General features: G+C 67.4%; 17 protein-coding genes and 2 tRNA genes. 10 read left to right on the top strand and 9 right to left on the bottom strand.

Annotated elements, in window-relative coordinates; all coding sequences use genetic code 11:
• Positions 1-39 precede the first annotated feature (39 nt).
• The 3 genes from ftsZ to SRAA_RS10005 all read left to right on the top strand — a co-directional run bounded on the left by ftsZ (position 40) and on the right by SRAA_RS10005 (position 2,492).
• Positions 40-1,284 carry a cell division protein FtsZ gene (gene ftsZ, locus SRAA_RS10015; RefSeq protein WP_045532457.1) on the top strand — a complete coding sequence of 415 codons (1,245 nt, stop codon included), beginning with the start codon at positions 40-42 and terminating at the stop codon, positions 1,282-1,284.
• An 88-nt stretch (positions 1,285-1,372) separates the two neighbouring features.
• A complete protein-coding gene (lpxC, locus tag SRAA_RS10010) occupies positions 1,373-2,296 on the top strand; it encodes a UDP-3-O-acyl-N-acetylglucosamine deacetylase (RefSeq protein WP_045532455.1) in 924 nt (307 codons plus the stop codon).
• Position 2,297: 1 nt separating this feature from the next.
• On the top strand, positions 2,298-2,492 hold the full coding sequence (locus SRAA_RS10005; RefSeq protein WP_045532453.1) for a hypothetical protein: 195 nt from the start codon (positions 2,298-2,300) through the stop codon (positions 2,490-2,492).
• 12 nt (positions 2,493-2,504) lie between these two features.
• On the opposite strand, the gene ruvC is transcribed toward SRAA_RS10005, so the two are convergent.
• The 5 genes from ruvC to SRAA_RS09980 are packed head-to-tail and all read right to left on the bottom strand — an operon-like array spanning position 2,505 to position 7,784.
• The gene (gene ruvC, locus SRAA_RS10000) at positions 2,505-3,053 is read right to left on the bottom strand and encodes a crossover junction endodeoxyribonuclease RuvC (protein WP_045532451.1); all 549 of its coding nucleotides are present in this window, start codon (positions 3,051-3,053) and stop codon (positions 2,505-2,507) included.
• 30 nt (positions 3,054-3,083) lie between these two features.
• Positions 3,084-3,794, bottom strand: coding sequence for a monofunctional biosynthetic peptidoglycan transglycosylase (gene mtgA, locus SRAA_RS09995; protein WP_045533695.1), 711 nt, complete (start codon positions 3,792-3,794; stop codon positions 3,084-3,086).
• 17 nt (positions 3,795-3,811) lie between these two features.
• Positions 3,812-4,657 (bottom strand): energy transducer TonB, encoded by an 846-nt coding sequence (locus tag SRAA_RS09990; RefSeq protein WP_420834930.1) that lies wholly within the window; start codon positions 4,655-4,657, stop codon positions 3,812-3,814.
• A 5-nt stretch (positions 4,658-4,662) separates the two neighbouring features.
• Entirely contained in the window at positions 4,663-5,514 is an 852-nt protein-coding gene (locus SRAA_RS09985) for a creatininase family protein (RefSeq protein ID WP_045532448.1), read from the bottom strand.
• Positions 5,515-5,537: 23 nt separating this feature from the next.
• Complete coding sequence (locus tag SRAA_RS09980) at positions 5,538-7,784, bottom strand: EAL domain-containing protein (RefSeq protein WP_171820240.1); 2,247 nt, start codon at positions 7,782-7,784, stop codon at positions 5,538-5,540.
• A 137-nt stretch (positions 7,785-7,921) separates the two neighbouring features.
• Between SRAA_RS09980 and SRAA_RS09975 the strand changes: the two genes are divergently transcribed.
• From SRAA_RS09975 to chrA, 3 genes are all read left to right on the top strand, one after another.
• Positions 7,922-8,467: a LexA family protein gene (locus SRAA_RS09975; RefSeq protein WP_231849280.1), complete on the top strand. Its 546-nt coding sequence runs from the start codon at positions 7,922-7,924 to the stop codon at positions 8,465-8,467.
• 3 nt (positions 8,468-8,470) lie between these two features.
• Positions 8,471-9,820 (top strand): Y-family DNA polymerase, encoded by a 1,350-nt coding sequence (locus SRAA_RS09970; protein ID WP_045532445.1) that lies wholly within the window; start codon positions 8,471-8,473, stop codon positions 9,818-9,820.
• Positions 9,821-9,902: 82 nt separating this feature from the next.
• A complete protein-coding gene (gene chrA / locus SRAA_RS09965) occupies positions 9,903-11,117 on the top strand; it encodes a chromate efflux transporter (RefSeq protein WP_045532443.1) in 1,215 nt (404 codons plus the stop codon).
• Between the two features lie 24 nt (positions 11,118-11,141).
• Here the strand turns inward: chrA and SRAA_RS09960 are convergent, their stop codons facing one another.
• Entirely contained in the window at positions 11,142-11,567 is a 426-nt protein-coding gene (locus tag SRAA_RS09960; RefSeq protein WP_045532441.1) for a type II toxin-antitoxin system VapC family toxin, read from the bottom strand.
• Positions 11,564-11,830 carry a type II toxin-antitoxin system Phd/YefM family antitoxin gene (locus SRAA_RS09955; protein WP_045532439.1) on the bottom strand — a complete coding sequence of 89 codons (267 nt, stop codon included), beginning with the start codon at positions 11,828-11,830 and terminating at the stop codon, positions 11,564-11,566. The genes SRAA_RS09960 and SRAA_RS09955 overlap by 4 nt, the downstream gene beginning before the upstream one ends.
• Before the next feature lie 331 nt (positions 11,831-12,161).
• Here SRAA_RS09955 and SRAA_RS09945 point away from each other — a divergent pair.
• Positions 12,162-13,348, top strand: a protein-coding gene (locus SRAA_RS09945) for an IS3 family transposase (protein ID WP_171820229.1) whose coding sequence is annotated in 2 segments (ribosomal slippage) — positions 12,162-12,417 and positions 12,417-13,348 — 1,188 coding nt in all. Because the reading frame shifts where the segments join, the coding sequence is not laid out codon by codon here.
• 139 nt (positions 13,349-13,487) lie between these two features.
• Here the strand turns inward: SRAA_RS09945 and SRAA_RS09940 are convergent.
• Complete coding sequence (locus SRAA_RS09940) at positions 13,488-14,105, bottom strand: glutathione S-transferase C-terminal domain-containing protein (RefSeq protein WP_045532437.1); 618 nt, start codon at positions 14,103-14,105, stop codon at positions 13,488-13,490.
• A 169-nt stretch (positions 14,106-14,274) separates the two neighbouring features.
• Here SRAA_RS09940 and SRAA_RS09935 point away from each other — a divergent pair, with 169 nt between their 5' ends.
• Positions 14,275-16,989 carry a cation-transporting P-type ATPase gene (locus tag SRAA_RS09935; protein ID WP_045532435.1) on the top strand — a complete coding sequence of 905 codons (2,715 nt, stop codon included), beginning with the start codon at positions 14,275-14,277 and terminating at the stop codon, positions 16,987-16,989.
• 57 nt (positions 16,990-17,046) lie between these two features.
• Complete coding sequence (purB, locus tag SRAA_RS09930; RefSeq protein ID WP_045533691.1) at positions 17,047-18,516, top strand: adenylosuccinate lyase; 1,470 nt, start codon at positions 17,047-17,049, stop codon at positions 18,514-18,516.
• Between the two features lie 46 nt (positions 18,517-18,562).
• On the opposite strand, the gene SRAA_RS09925 is transcribed toward purB, so the two are convergent.
• Positions 18,563-18,638: transfer RNA gene (locus tag SRAA_RS09925), tRNA-Arg, on the bottom strand.
• 79 nt (positions 18,639-18,717) lie between these two features.
• On the opposite strand from SRAA_RS09925, the gene SRAA_RS09920 reads away from it, so the two are divergent.
• Positions 18,718-18,793: transfer RNA gene (locus SRAA_RS09920), tRNA-Phe, on the top strand.
• The last annotated feature ends 92 nt before the right edge of the window (positions 18,794-18,885 follow it).

Here is an 18,885-nt window from a genome sequence, read left to right as displayed (position 1 = left end):
TTTTTGGCGTTTTTTTCTGGACAAGCAAGGAGTAAAGCAATGAGCATTGAAATGATCGAAGTCGAAGAGTTCAACCGCGGCACCCAGATCAAGGTGATCGGCGTCGGCGGCGGCGGCAGCAATGCGGTCGAACACATGATCCGCTGCCGGGTGCAGGGGGTGGAGTTCATCTGCGCCAACACCGACGCGCAGGCGCTGAGCAAAACCGCCGCGCACCGCGTGATCCAGCTCGGCCAAACCGGCCTAGGGGCGGGCAGCAAGCCCGACAAGGGGCGTACGGCGGCCGAACAGGCCGAGGCCACCATCCGCGAAGCCATCGAAGGCGCGCACATGCTGTTCATCACCGCCGGCCTGGGCGGCGGCACCGGCACCGGGGCGGCGCCGATCATCGCCAAGATCGCCAAAGAGATGGGCGTGCTCACGGTCGGCGTGGTCACCAAGCCCTTTGACTGGGAGGGCGATCGGCGCATGAAAAACGCCGACACCGGGCTGGCCGAGCTCGAAGGGCACGTGGACTCGCTGATCGTGGTGCTCAACGACAAGCTGCAAGAGGTGCTGGGCGACGACGTGACGCAAGACGAGGCCTTTGCCGAAGCCAACGACGTGCTCAAAAACGCCGTCGGCGGCATCGCCGAGATCATCAACGTGGAAGCGCTGGTGAACGTGGACTTCGAGGACGTGCGCACCGTCATGAGCGAGCCCGGCAAAGCCATGATGGGCACCGCCGTGGTCAGCGGGCCCGACCGCGCCCGCATCGCCGCCGAGCAGGCCGTGGCCTGCCCGCTGCTCGAAGGGGTGGACATGAAGGGTGCCAAGGGCGTGCTGGTGCTGATCAGCGCTGCCAAGGGCTCGCTCAAACTCAACGAGTCCAAGCTGGCCATGAACACCATTCGCGCCTTTGCCGCCGGCGACGCCAACGTGATCTACGGCACCGCCTACGACGATGCGCTGGGCGATGCCATCCGCGTCACCGTAGTGGCCACTGGCCTGAACCGCGTCGGCGCGCGCCAGCCGCTGAGCGTGGTCCCAAGCCCGGCCCGCAGCCTGCGCACCGGCACCGACGACGTGCCCTTCATCCCCACCCTGACCACGCCAGTGGGCTCCAGCAGCGGGGGCAATGGGGTGCGCAGCACGGTGTTCACGCGCGCGGGCAACGCCGAGGTGCCCAAGGTCTGGCAGCGCCCGCACGACCGCAGTTCGGCCGCCGCGCGCGTCGAGGCGCTTTCGCTGGGGGGCATGGACGACCACGAAATCCCGGCCTTTTTGCGCCGCCAGGCCGACTGAAGGCGCGGCTTGCGTTTGCTTACCGCTGTCACGGGGGCTTACGCCGCCGGGTCGGTCCGCGCCTGAAGAAAAATCTACAATGCGCCCAATGACCGTACAACGCACCCTCAAAACCCTGACCCGTGCCGTGGGCGTTGGCCTGCACAGCGGCGAGCGCGTCGAACTGACGCTGCGCCCGGCGGCGCCCGATACCGGCATCGTGTTTAGGCGCATCGATCTCAACGAGCCGGTCACCATCCCGGCGCGCGCCACCTCGGTCAGCGACACCCGGCGCGCCTCCACGCTCTCCCTTGGCGGCGTCAAGGTGAGCACGGTCGAGCACCTGATGAGCGCCTGCTGCGGCCTAGGGATCGACAACCTGCTGGTGGACATCACGGCCGAAGAGGTGCCCATCCTCGACGGTTCGGCGGCTTCCTTCGTTTACCTGCTGCAAAGCGCGGGCATCGTGGCGCAGGCCGCGCCGCGGCGCTTTTTGCGCGTGCGCCACCCGGTCGAGGTGCGCCAGGGCGAGGGCCGGCACCTCAAGTGGGCCCGGCTGGAGCCCTACCACGGCTACAAACTGCGCTTCGAAATCGAATTCGAGCACCCGGCCGTCAACGCCAGCGCGCAGCAAGTCGAGTTCGAGCTGGGGCGCGACCCCTATGCGCGCGAAATCGCGCGCGCCCGCACCTTTGGTTTTTCGCGCGACGTCGAGGCGCTGCGCGGCCAAGGGCTGGCGCTTGGCGGCGGGCTCGACAACGCCATCGTCATGGACGACGTCAAAGTGCTCAACGCCGACGGGCTGCGCTTTGCCGACGAGTTCGTCAAGCACAAAATTCTCGACGCCATGGGCGATCTGTACCTGGTGGGGCAGCCCATGCTGGCCGCCTACAGCGCCTACCGCAGCGGGCACGAGCTCAACAACCGCCTGTTGCGCGAGTTGCTGGCGCAGCCCAAGGCGTTTGAGGTGATCACGTTCGACCACGAGGCGCAAGCGCCGGCGGGTCTGGGCCGTTTGGCGGCGGCCTGGTAGCATGATCGTTTTGCGCATCCTCGTTTTCATGCTGCTCGGCGCCAGCGCGCTGAGCTTTTTGCTCTACCTCATCACCGGCCAAGAGCGCTTTCGGCGCTGGGGCTTCGCCATTTTCAAATGGACGCTGCTGTCGATTGTGGTGTTCTTCGGTGTGCTGTTCGTATCGCAGTTCGACTGGTCGATGTTCGGCGGTTAGCGAGGCAGCGCTTCAGTAGCTGCGCCCGCCCTTGTAGGCGGCGTGCGGGCGTGCCTGCAAGGGGCTGACACGCGCAATGGCGGCTTGCGTGCGCGCCACTTGGGCGTGCGTGATGCACAGCCCGAGCGCGTCGGCGGCGTCGGGCCCGGGCAGGCCGGGCAGTTGCAGCAGGCGGCGCACCATTTCTTGCACCTGCGCCTTGGCCGCCTTGCCGTGCCCGACCACGGCTTTTTTCAACTGCAAGGCGGTGTACTCGCTCACCGGCAGGCCGGCCGCGACCAGCGCCGTCAGGCAGCAGCCGCGCGCCTGCCCCAGCAGCAGCGTGGCCTGCGGGTTGACGTTGACGAACACGATCTCGCACGCCGCCACCGTGGGCTGGTAGCGCTGCACCACCTCCTGGATGCCGGCAAAGATCAGCCCCAGCCGCTGCGGCAGCAGGTTGCCCGGGCCGCTTTGGGTGCGGATGGTGCCGCTGGCCACATAGCACAGCTCGGGGCCGTGCACATCGAGCACGCCAAAGCCGGTGGCTTGCAAGCCGGGGTCGATGCCAAGGATGCGCATGGGGGGCGGGGCTCTGAAAGGGGGGCGCGGCTAGGGCAGCTGCACATCGCCCATGCGCGCCAGCACGGTGGCGCTGCGCCGGTCGATGAAGTCGGACCAAAACTGGCGCTGAAAGCGCTTGGGCGCCGGCAGCAACACCGCCAGCCGCGCCGCCTCGTGGGCGCTCAGGCGCGCCGCCGGTTTGCGAAAGTAGTGCTGCGCGGCGGCTTCGGCGCCAAAGATGCCCTCGCCCCATTCCACGCTGTTGAGGTAGATCTCCAAAATGCGCTCCTTGCTCAGCAGCAGCTCCAGCATTTTGCTCAGCACCAGTTCTTGGCCCTTGCGCAGCAGCGTGCGCTCACCCGACAGCAGCAGGTTTTTGGCCAGTTGCTGCGTGATGGTCGAGCCGCCCACCAAGCGGGCGTTGCGGCCGCGCGCCTCAGCAACGGCTTGGCGGCGCAGGTTGCGCTCCCAAGCCGATTGCAGGGCCTGCCAATCAACGCCAAAATGGGTGGCGAAGGCGGCGTCTTCGGAGGCGATCACGGCGCGCTTGAGGTGCGGCGAAATGGCCTCATAGGGCACCCACTGCTGCGCCCAACGCAGCTCGTCGCGCACCTGCATGATGCGCCACGCTTCCGAGCGCTGGAAGGTGGTGCTGACCGGGTCGATCCACACCATGGAAGCGATGCGCAGCAAAAAAAACAGTTGCAGTGCCAGCCCGGCCAGCAGCAGCCAGAACAGCCAGCGCAGCAGAAAGCGCAGCCAAGGGGGGCGGGCCTTCATCGGCTGCCGACGCGGGTTTGCAGCGTCTCGTCGCGGCTGAAACGAAAGCGCGACACCACCACGATCTGGTCGGTCTGGCGCCGCATGGCTTGGGTGAAGGGCCCAAAGGAGAGGCTCTGCACGATCGCTTCGGCGCGGCTGTCCAGCGCCGGCAGGCCCGAGCCTTGCACCACCTCGGTGTCGAGCACCTGCCCATTGTGGTTGACGGTGATCACCATGCTCAATTCGCCATAGAGCTTGCGCCCATCGAGTTGCGGGAAGTTGGCGGTGCCGTGGTCTTCGATGCGGCGGCGCAACTGGTCGTAATAAACGGCATAGACCGCCTCGCGCGTGGCGGGGCCAAGGTAGCGTTTGCGTGGGCGGGCATTTTGTTCGTTGATGCGCTGCTCGATTTCGGCCAGCGCCTGGAGCAAGGCCAGCCGGCGCTCTTCCTGCGCCAGCGCCTGCGGGTCGGGTGGCGCGGGCGCAGCGGGCAAGGGCGCGATGGCGGCCACTTGCTGACGCAACTGCGCCAGCAGCCGGTTTTGCTGGGCTTGCATGTCCTGCATCCGGCGCTGTTGCTCTTGCAGCGCGTCGCCGCTGCGCTCGACCACGGCCGGCGGCAGCGGGGAGGTGGCGCGCCCGGCATCGGCCTCGCCGCCACCCGCCAAGTTGGCTTGGGCGATGGCCTGCGCCTGCGCGGGCGCCTGTTCGGCGCGCGCATTGACCAAAATCACGTCGAGCGGCGTGTCGTGCCAGACCCGTTGCAGGCCTTGCGGGTGCACCAGTTGCACCGTGAGCACGGCGGCGTGCGCCAGCAGCGAGAAGGCCAGCGCCAGGTGCAGGGTGCCAAGGGAGCGCAACAGTTTCACGGTGCCCGATTATCCTGCACCAAGGTTGTGAGTGGCAACTGGCACAGCTCGCGCAACAGCTCGGCCAGCGAGCGCCCAGCGGCTTGCAACAGTTCGTGCCCCAGCGCCGCGTCGGCGGCGGCGGCGTTGCCCACCGCGCCCTCGGGGTGGTAGTCTTGCATCTGCCAGCCCAGCTTGGCGCTGCGACCGTTGCCCAAAATCGGCCAGCGCTGCGCCCGCTCCTCGGAGCTGGAGCGGAAGTGGCGCGCCTGCTCCATGCGCACCAGCTGCGGGCGCAGCGCCAGCATCAGCGCCGTTTCGAGCTGGCCGGCGTGGATGCCAAAGCGGCGCTCCTCGGGGCTCAGGCGCAGCAGCAGGTCCTGCCCCTGCGCGTCGAGCAAGGGCAGGTTGTACCAACTGGCGCCATAGACCAGCAAGTTGCAGCGGCCGCGCAGCTCGCGGGCGGCCACTTCCAGCAGGCCGTGGTGGCCGCCGTGGCCGTTGAACAACAGCAGCTTGCGCACCCCGGCGCGCGCCACCGATTCGCCCAGCTCCAGCCACAGGCGCAGCACGGTCTCGGGTTGCAGCGTGAGGGTGCCGGCAAAGCGCTGGTGCTCGCTGCTGTAGCCCACCGCCTGCGTCGGCAGCACATAGACTGGCCAGCCAGACCCAGACCCAGACCCTAGGTGCGGGGCCGCCGCCGCCAGCACGCCTTCGACCAGGTCGGTATCGACCGACAGCGGCAGATGGGGGCCGTGCTGCTCGATCGCCGCCACCGGCAGCAGCGCCACCGTGCGCGCTGGGTCGAGTGCGGCGAAGTCGGTGTGGCACAGGTCGGCCCAGCGCGGCAGGTGGGGGGCGGTGCTCATAGGTGGGGGCATCTTAACGCGCATCAGGCAGTCAACAACTGCTGCACATGTTCGCTCAAGGGCCGTGGCCGGGCAATGCCGTAGCCTTGCACAAAGTCCACCCCGTAGGCGGCGAGCAGGTGCTTTTGTGAATCGCGCTCGACGAATTCAGCAATGGTTTGCAGGCGCATGGTTCGGGCAACTTCGCAGATCGAGCGCACGATCTGCTGATCGACCCGGCTGGTTTCGATTGCACGCACGAACGAGCCGTCGATCTTGAGGTAGTCCGCCTCCAGCGCTTTCAGGTAGTCAAAGGTGGCCAAGCCGGTGCCAAAATCGTCCAGGGCGGTGCTGGCGCCGTGCTGGCGCAGGCGCTGAAACAGCTCCACCGCTTGGGCGCGCTGGGCAATACCGGCGGTTTCGGTGATTTCAAAGCACCACTGCCGCGCACCCAGGCCGCTGGCGGCGATGGCGGCGACGATGTCGTCGAACAGGGCGGGGTCGGACACCGATGCGCCCGATAGGTTGACCGACAGCTTCCAGTTTTTGTCGCGCCCATGCGCCAGCGGGCGCACCTGCGTGGCGGCCGCGTTGAGCACCCAGCGGTCGAGCGCGGCAGCCAGTCCGTGGCGCTCGGCCATCGGGAAAAATTCAGCCGGCGACATTGAGTTGCCGTTGGCCAGAGTCCAGCGCAGCAGCACCTCGGCGCCCACTTCTTCTTGCTCGCGCAGGGCGCGCCGGATGGGTTGGCAGGCCAGCCACAGGCCCGTGGTGGCGTCGGCTTGCGGTTGGCGCAGCAGCTCGCGCAGGTGGTCGATGCACTCAATCTGCTGGCGGCGCAGGCGCAACAGGTTTTCGGGCTGGGCCGGATCCCGGGTGGCGGCGCTGCGGCCGTTCCAGTCCACTTGGGTGGCTTGGGCCAGCAGCGCCAGCCGGTGCTCGGCCTGCAAGGGGTGCCCCACGTCGTCGAGCCGGCCGATCGCCAGCCGCAACCGGGTCGATTCACCTGCCACCGCGTAGCGCTTGCCTTCTAGGGCCTGTTGAATGCCCTCTACCAGGCCCTCACTGGCCCAACCCGGCCGCAGGCACAGCACAAAAAACCCCTCTTTCATGCGGCTGATCTGGCTGCCGCTGGGCACCAGTTGCCCTAGGGTGAGCGAGATATCGCGCTCGACCGAGCGCGCCAGCGCCAGATCGAAACGGTCTTCGATCTGGCTCAGGTTGCTGGCCTCCACGCCCAGCAAGGTCGGGGGCGGGGCGCATAGGCGCAGGTGCTCGATCAGGCCGCTTTCGTTGAGCCGCCCGGTCACTGGGTCGGTGTGCGCGGCGCGCCGCAAAGCGCGTTCGAGCAGGCGGCGCTGCGCCATCACGGCCGACACCAGAAAACCGATGGCGGCCAAAAAAATCAGCAACACGGTTTGGTCGATGATCCAAGTGAGGGCGTGTGCATCCGCTGTTGGGAATTCGGGGGCCAGTGCCACCATGGTCACCGCTGCCGCTGCCGTGGCCCAGTGTGCCAGCAAGGGGCGGGCGGCAAAGGCGGCCCACGCCACCAGCCCCAGAAGCAGGTAGCGCACCGCCTCGGCCGAGCCGAGGTTGGCGTAGTCGGCCAAATGGGCCAGCAACCCAAACACCACGAACAGGCTGCACCACGCCACGGTTTGGCGGTCCAGCAGGCTGCGCCACGGGTAGGCGCGGTGCTTGAGGGCGTTGAGCAGCAACTGCGTAGCGCGCCCAAACATCAGCAGGCCAAACACCTGCGACAGCGCCATCAGGATCAGCACCTCGAAATCGGCCCATGCGGGGGCGTCGAGCAGCAAAAACTGCCAACTGCCCAGCAGCGTGAGCACCGCGCTGGCGGGCAGCACCGCCAGCAGGTGAAAACTGGCGGTTTGCAGCAGCGGATTGCGGCTCTGCAGGCGCGGGTAGAGCCAGCGCAGCACCCCCCAAGCCAGCAGCAGCGCCAGCACCAAGGCCCCGATGCCGATCAGCGATTCCAGCTCACCGACGCTGTGCCAGATGTGCCAAACCACCACCCCCAGCGCAAGGGCCGGAATCATGGCGGGCCCGTAGGCCAGCACCGCGCCCAGTGCCACGCCGTTGGCGGGCCAGATCAGGCTCATCCCGAGCCCTTCGATGGCGAAATGGAGCGACGCCTCAGCCACCCAAATCCACAGCAAGGCGCATAATAGGCCACGCCGCAATACCCTAGCCTGCGTGGCCCAACGCCGCGCGCTAGGGTGCTGGGTGGCGCTGGGGTGGGCTGCGTCGTCAGGGCGGGGGATGGTCATGCGCAAACAAGAGGCGTCGGGCTCAATATTGAACCACATTAAGCTAAAAATGGTGTGACAGAGCGGCATCATACCTACTGCAGGGGGTTTCGGATGGGCTTAACCCGCAGCGGCCCAAACCGATTAGCATCGGCCCCATGACCCACCCTGCCGCCCCTGAAGGCGCCCCCCGCGCGCCCCCTGCCAGCAGCGCGCCCTCGGCTGCGCCCGCCCCGCCGTCGGGTGCGGTCCTGCAATGGCTCGAGCCCGCCAGCGTGCAGCAGCTGCGCGCCCTGTTCGGGCCGGGGGCGGCGCTGAGCATGCCGCTGATTGATGGCCGCCCGCCGGCCGGTTTTCCGTCGCCAGCGGCCGATTTTCAGCACGAGCGGGTTGACCTGCTGGAGCATCTGGCGCTCGACCGGCCCTACACCTTCATGGCGCGCGTGCGCGGCGTCTCGATGAGCGGCAAGGGCATCGACGACGGCGACCTGATCGTCGTCAACCGCCAGCTCACGCCCTGCCACGGCCACGTCGTGGTGGCGCTGCTCGACAACGAGCTCACCGTCAAGACCCTGCACCGCCAAGCCGGCAGCACCCGGCTGGTGGCCGCGCACCCCGACTACCCCGACCTCGTGCTGAGCGAGGGCCAGACGCTGGAAGTGTGGGGCGTGGTGACCGCCACCATCAAAAAAATGGCCTACTGAACAATGGCACTGCCGAGTACCTTTGCGCTGGTGGACGGCAATAACTTCTACGCCTCCTGCGAGCGCGTGTTCGAGCCGCGCCTGCGCGGGCGGCCGCTGGTGGTGCTGTCCAACAACGACGGCTGCGCCATTGCCCGCTCCGATGAGGCCAAGGCGCTGGGCGTGGCCATGGGCGCGCCGTGGTTTCGCATCCGCCACCTCGAGCAGCAGGCCGGGCTGGTGGCGCTGTCGGCCAATTTTGCGCTCTACGGCGACATGAGCCAGCGCCTGATGGAGGTGGCCGCCGAGCTCGGGCACGGGCAGGAGATCTATTCGATCGACGAGTGCTTCATCGACCTCACCGGGCTGCCCGAGGCCAGCGCACGCGCGCGCCAGACCCGCGAGCGCATCCAGCGCTGGCTCGGCTTGCCGACCTGCATCGGCATCGGGCCCACCAAAACGCTGGCCAAGCTGGCCAACCACATCGCCAAGAGCGCCGAGCGCAAGCCCGGCAGCTACCCGGCGCGGCTGGCCCAGGTCTGCAACCTGCTCGAACTTACTGCGCGCCAGCGCGACTGGCTGCTGCAGCGCACGCCGGTGGCCGAGGTGTGGGGCGTGGGGCCGCGCAGCGCGGCGCAGTTGCAGGCCCACGGGGTGCAGACGGCGCTCGATTTGCAGCGGCTCGAGCCGGCGCTGGTGCGCCAGCGCTGGTCGGTGGTGCTCGAGCGCACCGTGCGCGAGCTGGGCGGCTTGGCCTGCATCGGGTTCGAGCAAGCGCCTGCGCCCAAGCAGCAAATCGCCGTCACGCGCAGTTTTGGGCAGCCGGTGACCGAGCTCGACGACCTGCGCCAAGCCCTGACCCACTTTGGCAGCCGCGCCGCCGCCAAGCTGCGCCAGCAAGGCAGCCGCGCCGGCGCGCTGCTGGTGTTCATCCGCACCAGCCCGTTTCGGCCCCAGGACGCCCCCTACGCGCGCTCGCTGGTGCTGCCGCTCAACCCGCCCAGCGACGACACGCTGCGCCTGGTCGGCACCGCCTTGCAGGCGCTGCAGGCGCTGTACCGGCCGGGCTACCGCTACGCCAAGGCGGGTGTGCTGCTGCTCGATCTGCAGTCGGGGCAGCCCCAGGCTGAACTCGACTGGGGGGCGCCGCCGGCTGGCAGCGGGCGCAGCCAGCGCCTGATGCAGGCGCTCGATGCCGTCAACGACCGCTTCGGCGCGCAGGCGCTGTGGCTGGGCTCGGCAGGTGGGGGCGGCGGCGCGCCCACGGCGGGCTGCACCGAACCCGCCGTGCGCCCATGGCAGATGCGCCAACAGCGCCGCTCGCCGCGCTACACCACGCGCTGGGACGAGCTGCTGCAGGTGCACGCCGGCTGAGGCCGCCTAGGCCTCGGTTTTGTCATGGATTGGGTGTAGGCTGACAGCTTTCCCCCTTTGTGCCAAATTGCCCCCACCGCCCATGCCTACCGTTGTTGCTGCCGACCGCCGCCCGTGGGCGGTGTTTCTGGTTTTTTTGCGCTTGGGCCTGACCTCCTTTGGCGGCCCGATCGCGCACTTGGCCTATTTCCGCACCGAATTCGTGCAGCAGCGGCGCTGGCTCGACGAGCACGAGTACGCCAGCCTAGTGGCGCTGTGCCAGTTCCTGCCCGGGCCGGCCAGCAGCCAGGTCGGCTTTGCCTTGGGCTGGTCGCGTGCCGGTTATCAAGGCGCTTTGGCGGCGTGGTGCGGCTTTACCCTGCCTTCTGCCCTGCTGCTGGTCGCGTTTGCCTACCTGCTGCTGCAGCACGGGCAGGTGCTGCCCGCGGGGCTGTTGCCGGGCTTGATGGTGGCGGCGTTGGCGGTGGTGGCGCAAGCGGTATGGGGCATGGGGCGCAGCCTCTGCCCCGATGCCCCCCGGCGCGCACTGGCCCTGCTGGCCGCCGCCGCGGTGTGGCTCTGGCCCAGTGCCTGGACGCTGATGGGGGTGATCGTGCTCGGTGCCGTGATCGGTCGCTGGGGGCTGGCCTTGGCCCCGGCGCCGGCTGCCTCCCCGGCCGAGGGCGCGCAGGCGGCCTTGCAAATCCCGGTCGGCCGCCGCCTCGCTTGGGGCTGCCTGGCCGTGTTTGTGGCCGCGCTGGCGCTCTGGCCGCTGTGGGCTTGGGCCAGCGGCAGCTTTTGGGTGGCGCTGGTGGAGGTGTTCTACCGCAGCGGGGCGCTGGTGTTTGGCGGCGGCCATGTGGTGCTGCCGATGCTGCAAGCCGAGGTGGTGCCCAAGGGTTGGGTCGATCTGGAGACCTTCTTGGCCGGCTATGCGGTGGCGCAGGCGGTGCCCGGGCCCTTGTTCACCTTTGCTGCCTTCTTGGGTGCGGCGATGGGCGGCTGGCTGGGCGCCGTGCTGGCGCTGCTGGCGGTGTTTGCACCCGGTATGCTGGTGCTGCTGGCGGCGCTGCCGCACTGGGAGCGCTTGCGCCAGAGCGCGCAGGCGCAAAGCGCGCTGGCCGGCGTCAACGCCGCCGTGGTCGGGCTGCTGCTGGCGGCGCTGCTGCTGCCGCTGCAAGCCGGGGTGCTGGCCAGCGCCCAGGACGTGGCGTTGCTGGCGCTGGCCGCGCTGGCGCTGCTGTGGGGCAAATGGCCGGCCTGGTTGGTGGTGCTGGGCAGCGGCGCATTGGGGGCGCTGTGGGCGGCGCTGGGGTAGGTGGCGGTGCGGGGGGGCGGATGCCTATTCCAGCACTTGCATGCCGAGCACCTTGGCCGCCCTTTTCAGCCGCGTATCGAAGCAGGCAAAGCACAACGCTTCGCTGGTGGCGGTCTGAACCCGATGCGCAGCCGCCAGTTGCACGCTGTCGTAACCGCGCAGAGCAAAGGTGTCTGCAAATTCCCCAGCCTGCTCCACCAGCGCTTGGGTGATCTCGACCATTGCAAACGCCGGCCAATCATGGCGCATCTTGGTGCGCACGGTTTCGATGGCATCGGCATCGACGGGGTTTTCACGCACGCGCCGCGCCAATGCCGCCATCGCTTCTGCCCAAGCGATGCGCGCCACGACCACCCCCTTGGCAGCCGCTGCCAGCGCTTGCACTTCAGCGCTGTGCCCTTCCTTGAGGTAGAGCTTGATCAAGGCCGATGTGTCGCAAAACAGGATCACCCCCGATCCTCCAACACCATCTGGCTGACCGAGGTGCCGCCCGCAGCAAGCTCCTGCGGGGGTGCGAACTGCGGCTTGCCGCCACTCCACGAAAGCGCCCCGGTGGCCATCAGGTGGCGCAGACCTGCGTCCGCCTGTGGCGGTATGCCCACAATGCGTGCAATGGGTTTGTGGTGCGACCTGACCTCGATCACCTCCCCACCCTGAGCCAGCGCCAAAACCCGCGAGAGGCTGGCTTTGAGTTCACGAACGGCGATATGCATAACAACGGCTTCGGTTTGACTTGGGTGCACATTCTAGGCACAAAGCCGGAAAATGCGGGCGCAAAAAAGAGATTGGGCTTGGAAAAAAGCACTCAAGCTCATGCCCCGTTGGATAGGGCTTGCACAAATTGTTTCAATCTGCGCACCTCCAGCGCGGGCGGGCCGGGGAACTCCAGCCGTGTTGCCTTACACCAAACGACAAGCGCAAGGTGGAACCCATTTGGGCCTTGCGCCCCAGTTTGTTGGTGTTGCGGGGCCGATGGCGCACTGAGCTTGCCCCCGGAAAACGTATCCCTTGCTGAGTGTTTTAATTCAAGCAAGGACAACGGAAATGAACAAGACAGTGCGGGCGCGCTACACGCTGGAGTTCAAGCAAGAGGCGGTGCGGTTGGTGCACGCAGGGCAAAGCATCGCGGCAGCGGCCAGGTCGCTGGGCGTGGTCGAGCAGACGCTGTTCAACTGGATCAAGGTTGACCGGCAGGGCAAGCTTACAGGGGCTGACAGCAAGGTCGTGAGCGCCGAGCAGATGGAGATCAGTCGGCTGCGGGCCGAGCTGGCGCGCGTGAAGATGGAGCGTGACATCTTGGGAAAAGCGACGGCGTACTTCGCGAAAGCGCAGAAGTGAAGTACGCCTTCATCAACCGGCACCGCCGGGTGTGGCCGATCTCGGTGCAGTGCCGGGTGCTTGAGGCCAGCGTGGCCGGGTACCACGAGCATTTTGTGCGGGTGGCCAGCGCGGCGCAGCGGCGCCACCTCAGTGACGATGCGCTGCTGGTGCATATCAAGGTCATTTACGCCGAGACGCGCGGCTGCTACGGCTGGCCACGCACATGGAGAGAGCTGCTGGCCAGGGGCATCCTCGTGGGCAAGGAGCGGGTGCGCAAGCTGATGCAGTTGCACGGCATCAGGGCCAAGGGCAAGCGCCGCTTCAAGGTCACCACGGACAGCAAGCACGATCTGCCGATTGCGTCCAACCTGCTTGATCGACAGTTCGATGTGACCGAACCCGACAAGGTCTGGGTGGGCGACATCACCTACATCCACACCGACGAAGGCTGGTTGTTCTTGGCGGTTGTGATCGACCTGTTCAGCCGCCAGGTGGTAGGCTGGTCGCTGCGTGAGGACATGGGTCGCGACATCGTCATCGACGCGCTGCGCATGGCCTGGTTCAAGCGCCATCCGGGCAAGCAAGCTGGGCTGATCTTTCACAGCGACCGTGGCAGCCAATACGCCAGTCAGGACTTCCGGGATGTGCTGAGCGAGTACGGTGCCACGGCTTCGATGAGTCGGCGCGGCAATTGCTGGGACAATGCCTGCAGCGAGACGCTGTTCGGATCGTTGAAGGTAGAGCGGCTACACGGGCAGCGCTTCGTGACAAGGCGCCAAGCCAAGGACGAGGTCATCGACTGGGTACTCTGGTACAACAGCACCCGGCTACACTCGACGCTGGCTTACGTCAGCCCGATGCGCTTCGAGAAAAACTGGCTCGCGGCTCAGGCCAAGCAAGCCAATTCGTGACTCGGCTATGGGATACGGATTCTAGGGGCAAGGTCACACAGCCTTCGACCACTCCGGGGCCTTTCTCCTCCTCCCTCTCTCTTCTCTTGAGCTGCGGAGTGTCTCGCAACCCCTTTTTTATACGCTGCTCTTGGGGGCTTTAGCCCGGCGGCACGCTGGCCACAAAGCTCGGGCGCTGCTCCAGCTTTTCGTAGAGCCGGGCCAAGTTGGGGTGTTCGGTGCGCCAAGCTATCTGCGCAAAGCGAAAATCCAAGTACGCCAACGCACAACCCGTGGCCACATCGGCCAGCGAGAAGTGGTTGCCGTGGCAAAAAGGCTGCTCGCCTAGGCGTGCGCTCATGGCTTGCAGGCCGTGCGCGATCTTGCCCAGCTGGCGCTCGATCCAAGCCGGGCTGCGTTGCTGCGCCGTGCGGCCCTCCCAGTGCCCCTCCATGCGGGCGGCAAAGGCGGCGTCGCTCACCCCATCGGCCAACGCCTCCCAGATTTTCACCTCCAGCCGCTCGCGCCCATTGGCGGGGATCAGCTTGCCCACCGGCGACAGGGTGTCGAGGTACTCGACGATCACGCGCGAGTCGTACACGCTGGTGCCGTCGTCGAGCAGCAGGCAGGGCACCTTGCCCAACGGGTTGAACTGCTGGATGCGGGTGTCGGCGGCCCAGACGTTTTCATCGACCCAGCTGAAGTCGAGCTTTTTTTCGGCCAACACGATGCGCGCCTTGCGCACATAGGGGCTGGTGAGTGATCCGATGAGTTTCATGGTCTTGACTGTTGGGATGGCACCTGAGCGGGTGTGTGAAGGATTTTGAAGCGGCAATTGATTGTGCCACCGCAGCCGCGCCGATGCAGCCGCGCCGACACAGTCCATGGTTAGAATGGTTTTCATCAGGCCCCGTGTGACTGTGGCCTCAAAGATATTTGGTTCACGCATGCAAAATTTGCCCGAAAAGCACTGGCACCACCAGCCGCCCGCTGAAGTGATCGGGCTGCTGGAGGCAAACCCGCAGCAGGGCCTCGATGCGGCTGCGGTGCAGGCGCGCCAAGCCAGCTTTGGCCCCAACGCGCTGCCGACAGCCAAGGGGCGCGGCCCGCTGCTGCGCTTTCTGCTGCAGTTCAACCAGGTGCTGGTCTATATCCTGCTGGTGGCAACCGCCATCAAGCTGGCCGTGGGTGCCTGGACCGATGCGTCGGTGATTTTTGGCGTGATTTTCCTCAACGCCGTGATCGGCTTCATCCAAGAAGGCAAGGCGCTGGGTGCGCTGGAAGCGCTGGCGCGCGCGCTCACCACCGAGGCCACGGTGCTGCGCGGCGGGCAGCGCCAGCGCATCGATGCGCGCGCACTGGTGCCCGGCGACATCGTGCTGCTGGCCTCGGGCGACAAGGTGCCGGCCGACCTGCGCCTGCTCGAGGTGCGCGAGCTGCGCGTGGATGAGGCGGCGCTCACTGGCGAGTCGCTGCCGGTGGAGAAGCGCGCCGAACCGCTGCCCACCGACACGGTGCTGGCCGACCGCCGCAACATGGCCTATTCTTCGACCCTGGTGCATTACGGCACGGCCACCGGAGTGGTGGTGGCCATAGGCAAAGGCACCGAGATCGGCCGCATCTCGGAGCTGCTGGCCCACACCAACGTGCTGGCTACGCCGCTGACGCGGCGCATCACGCGCTTTAGCCACTGGCTGATGTGGGCCATTCTGTCGCTGGCGGCGCTGAGCTTCGCGGTGGGCACCTTGGTGCACGGCCAGTCGGCGGTGGAGATGTTCCTGGCGGCGGTGGCGCTGGCGGTGGCGATGATCCCCGAAGGGCTGGTGGTGGTGCTCACGATCACGCTGGCCATCGGCGTGAGCCGCATGGCCAAGCGCAACGCCATCATCCGCCACCTGCCGGCGGTCGAGACCCTGGGCAGCACGACCGTGATTTGCTCCGACAAAACCGGCACGCTCACGCGCAACGAAATGACGGTGCAGCGCCTGTGGGCCGCTGGCTTGGGTGCCGAGGTGAGCGGCGTGGGCTACGAGCCGCAGGGGGCGCTCAGCCAGGCAGGCCAGGCGCTGGCAGAGTTGCCGCCGGCGCTGGAAGAGCTGCTGCGCACCGGCCTGCTGTGCAACGATGCCGTGCTGCGCGAGGATGGCGGCAGTTGGCGCATCGAGGGCGACCCGACCGAGGGCGCGCTGCTGGTGGCCGCGCGCAAGGCCGGGCTGCACGAGGCGGGGCAGGCGGCCGCGCACCCGCGGCTCGACGCGCTGGCGTTCGAGTCGCAGCACCAGTACATGGCCACGCTGCACGGCGGCGCGCAGCCGGTGGTTTACATGAAGGGCGCGGTCGAGGCGGTGCTGGCGCGCTGCGACTGCGCCATCGGCCCAGATGCTGCCAGCCAGCCGCTAGACGCCGATGCGGTGCAGGCCGAGGTCGAGGCCATGGCCCGGCTTGGCCTGCGCGTGCTGGCTTTTGCGCGCCGCAGCGGCGCGGGCCTGGCGCGCATCGGCCACGGCGAGGTGGGCAGCGGGCTGGAGTTTGTGGGCCTGCAGGGCATGATAGACCCACCGCGCGCCGAGGCGGTGCGCGCGGTGCAAGCTTGCCACACGGCCGGCATCCGGGTCAAGATGATCACCGGCGACCACGCGGTCACGGCCGCGGCCATCGCCGCCGAAATCGGGCTGGACCCGCGCGCCAGCCGCGAGCGGCCGCCACGTGCGCTCAGTGGCCGCCAGCTCGAAGCGCTCGACGAGGCGGCGTTCGAGGCCGCTGCGGCCGAGACTGCGGTGTTCGCGCGCGTCACCCCTGAGCAGAAGCTGCGCCTGGTGCAGGCGCTGCAGGCGCGCGGCGAGGTGGTGGCCATGACCGGCGACGGCGTGAATGACGCGCCCGCGCTCAAGCGCGCCAACATCGGCGTGGCGATGGGCATCACCGGCACCGAGGTCTCGAAGGAGGCCGCCGCCATGGTCCTGACCGACGACAACTTCGCCAGCATCGAGGCCGCGGTCGAGGAGGGCCGGGGCGTGTTCGACAACATCGTCAAGTTCATCAGCTGGATATTGCCCACCAACGCCGGGCAGGGGCTGGTGATCATCGCCGCGATTCTGGCCGCGCAGCCGCTGCCCATTCTGCCGGTGCAGGCGCTGTGGATCAATATGACAACCGCCGTGCTGCTGGGCCTGACCCTGTGCTTCGAGCCGCGCGAGGCCGGCATCATGCTGCGCCCGCCGCGCCGGCCCGATGCGCCCATCCTCAACTGGGAGCTGGTGCTGCGCATCCTCATCGTGGGCGTGATGCTGATGCTCGGCGCGACCGTGCTGTTCCACCATGCGCTGGCGCGCGGGCTCACCGAATCCGAGGCGCGCACCATCGCGCTGGCGGTGTTTGCGGTAGGGCAGTCGTTCTACCTGCTCAATATGCGCTCGCTGCGGCATTCGATGTGGAAGCTCGGGCTGATGAGCAACCCGTGGATCTGGGTCGGCATTGCGGCGATGATGGGCTCGCAGTTGCTGGTGACTTACGTGCCGGTAATGAATACGATGTTCCACACCGCGCCGATTGCCGCTTCCGAGTGGCTGCCGGTGCTGGCCGTCGGGCTGGCCATCCACCTCGTGGTCGGTGCCGAAAAGCTGCTGCGCAAAACGCTGGAAGCCCGCGCTGCAGCGGGCTGAGGCCGCTTGGGGCGCGATGTCGGCGGCTAGGTGCCGGGCTTTTACAATCTGCGCACCATGCAAGCTTCATCCCCACTGGAATTTTCCCCCCTCACCGCCCTGTCGCCGCTCGATGGGCGCTACCAGCCCAAGCTCGACGCCCTGCGCCCGCTGTTGAGCGAATACGGCTTCATGCGCTGCCGGGTGCAGGTCGAGCTGGTCTGGCTCGAACACCTATGCGACGCCGGCTTGGCCAGCGCCCAGCCGCTAAGCCCCGCGGCGCAGCCTCTCAGCCCCCAGGCGCGGGCGCATTTGCGCGCCCTCGTCGAGCGCTTCGGCGTGGCCGATGCGGCGGCCATCAAAGCGATCGAAAAAACCACCAACCACGACGTCAAAGCGGTCGAGTACTGGATACGCGGCAACCCCGAGCTCGGCGTGGCCGGCGCGTTTGCTGGCTGGCCGGAATTGCAGGCGCTGGGCGAGTTCGTGCACTTTGCCTGCACCAGCGAAGACATCAACAACACCAGCCACGCGCTGCAGCTCAAGGCGGCGCGCGAGCAGGTGCTGCTGCCGGGGCTGGATGCCATCATCGCGCAACTGCGCGAGCTGGCGCAGCGCTGGGCGGCGGTGCCCATGCTCAGCCGCACCCACGGCCAGACCGCCAGCCCGAGCACAGTGGGCAAGGAGCTGGCCAACGTCCTGCAGCGCCTGCAAACGGCGCGCCAGCGCATCGCGGCGGTGCCGCTGCTGGGCAAAATGAACGGCGCCGTGGGCAACTACAACGCGCACCTATCGGCCTGGCCGGATTTCGACTGGGAGGCCTTGGCCCGCCGCGTGGTCGAAACCCCGGCCGCCGGTGCTGGCAGCGCACTCGATGCACCCATCGGCTTGGGCCTGAGCTTTCAGCCCTACAGCACCCAGATCGAGCCGCACGACTACATGGCCGAGCTGTTCGACGCCGTGGCGCGCAGCAACACCATCCTGATCGATCTGGCGCGCGACCTCTGGGGCTACATCAGCCTGGGCTATTTCAAGCAAAAGCTCAAGGCGGGCGAGATCGGCTCCTCCACCATGCCGCACAAGGTGAACCCGATCGACTTCGAGAACGCCGAGGGCAACCTGGGGCTGGCCAATGCGCTGCTGCGCCACCTGAGCGAAAAGCTGCCGATCAGCCGCTGGCAGCGCGATTTGAGCGACTCCACCGTGCTGCGCAACATGGGCGTGGCGCTGGGCCATGCGCTGCTGGCGCAGCAGTCGCTGCGCACCGGGCTGGGCAAGCTGGAGTTGAACCCGCAGGCGCTGGCGGCCGACCTAGACCAGGCCTGGGAGGTGCTGGCCGAGCCGATCCAGACCGTGATGCGCCGCCATGGCATCGCCGGGGCCTACGAAAAGCTCAAGGCCGCCACCCGCGGCCAAGCGGTGACGCGCGCGGCGCTGCACCAATTGATCGAGACGCTGGACATTCCGGCAGCCGACAAGGCGCGCCTGCTGGCGCTCAAGCCAGCCGACTACACCGGCTTGGCCGAGGCGCTGGCAAGGCGGGCCTAAGGGGGGCCTAAGGGCCTGATGTGGCCCTGACAGGCGGGCGATGTGATGGTGCGGCTGGCGGGGATCGAACCCACGACCCTCGGCTTCGGAGGCCGATACTCTATCCACTGAGCTACAGCCGCGCAGAGCCTTGCATTCTAGCAGCCACGGGCAGTGCTTGTTTGAAAATCGTGCCCCCGCCTGTGCTAGAATACCCTCCGTGGCCCGGTAGCTCAGTTGGTAGAGCAGCGGACTGAAAATCCGCGTGTCGGCAGTTCGATTCTGCCCCAGGCCACCACCATTCAACGCTCAACTGTCCTCGGTTGGGCGTTTTTTTCTGTCCATAGGATAGGCCGCCATCCCGTCCTCCTTGGCTTGCGCCAGCGCGGT

Source organism: Serpentinimonas raichei (assembly GCF_000828895.1).
Taxonomy (GTDB): domain Bacteria; phylum Pseudomonadota; class Gammaproteobacteria; order Burkholderiales; family Burkholderiaceae_C; genus Serpentinimonas; species Serpentinimonas raichei.
Note: the sequence above shows the minus strand (reverse complement) of the source record. Positions and strands in the feature narration are given on the sequence as shown.

Coding starts and splice junctions, on each gene's coding strand:
- ftsZ (WP_045532457.1), top strand. CDS start 40: ATGAGCATTGAAATGATCGAAGTCGAAGAGTTCAACCGCGGCACCCAG.
- lpxC (WP_045532455.1), top strand. CDS start 1,373: ATGACCGTACAACGCACCCTCAAAACCCTGACCCGTGCCGTGGGCGTT.
- SRAA_RS10005 (WP_045532453.1), top strand. CDS start 2,298: ATGATCGTTTTGCGCATCCTCGTTTTCATGCTGCTCGGCGCCAGCGCG.
- ruvC (WP_045532451.1), bottom strand. CDS start 3,053: ATGCGCATCCTTGGCATCGACCCCGGCTTGCAAGCCACCGGCTTTGGC.
- SRAA_RS09985 (WP_045532448.1), bottom strand. CDS start 5,514: ATGAGCACCGCCCCCCACCTGCCGCGCTGGGCCGACCTGTGCCACACC.
- SRAA_RS09980 (WP_171820240.1), bottom strand. CDS start 7,784: ATGACCATCCCCCGCCCTGACGACGCAGCCCACCCCAGCGCCACCCAG.
- SRAA_RS09975 (WP_231849280.1), top strand. CDS start 7,922: ATGACCCACCCTGCCGCCCCTGAAGGCGCCCCCCGCGCGCCCCCTGCC.
- SRAA_RS09970 (WP_045532445.1), top strand. CDS start 8,471: ATGGCACTGCCGAGTACCTTTGCGCTGGTGGACGGCAATAACTTCTAC.
- chrA (WP_045532443.1), top strand. CDS start 9,903: ATGCCTACCGTTGTTGCTGCCGACCGCCGCCCGTGGGCGGTGTTTCTG.
- SRAA_RS09955 (WP_045532439.1), bottom strand. CDS start 11,830: ATGCATATCGCCGTTCGTGAACTCAAAGCCAGCCTCTCGCGGGTTTTG.
- SRAA_RS09940 (WP_045532437.1), bottom strand. CDS start 14,105: ATGAAACTCATCGGATCACTCACCAGCCCCTATGTGCGCAAGGCGCGC.
- SRAA_RS09935 (WP_045532435.1), top strand. CDS start 14,275: ATGCAAAATTTGCCCGAAAAGCACTGGCACCACCAGCCGCCCGCTGAA.
- purB (WP_045533691.1), top strand. CDS start 17,047: ATGCAAGCTTCATCCCCACTGGAATTTTCCCCCCTCACCGCCCTGTCG.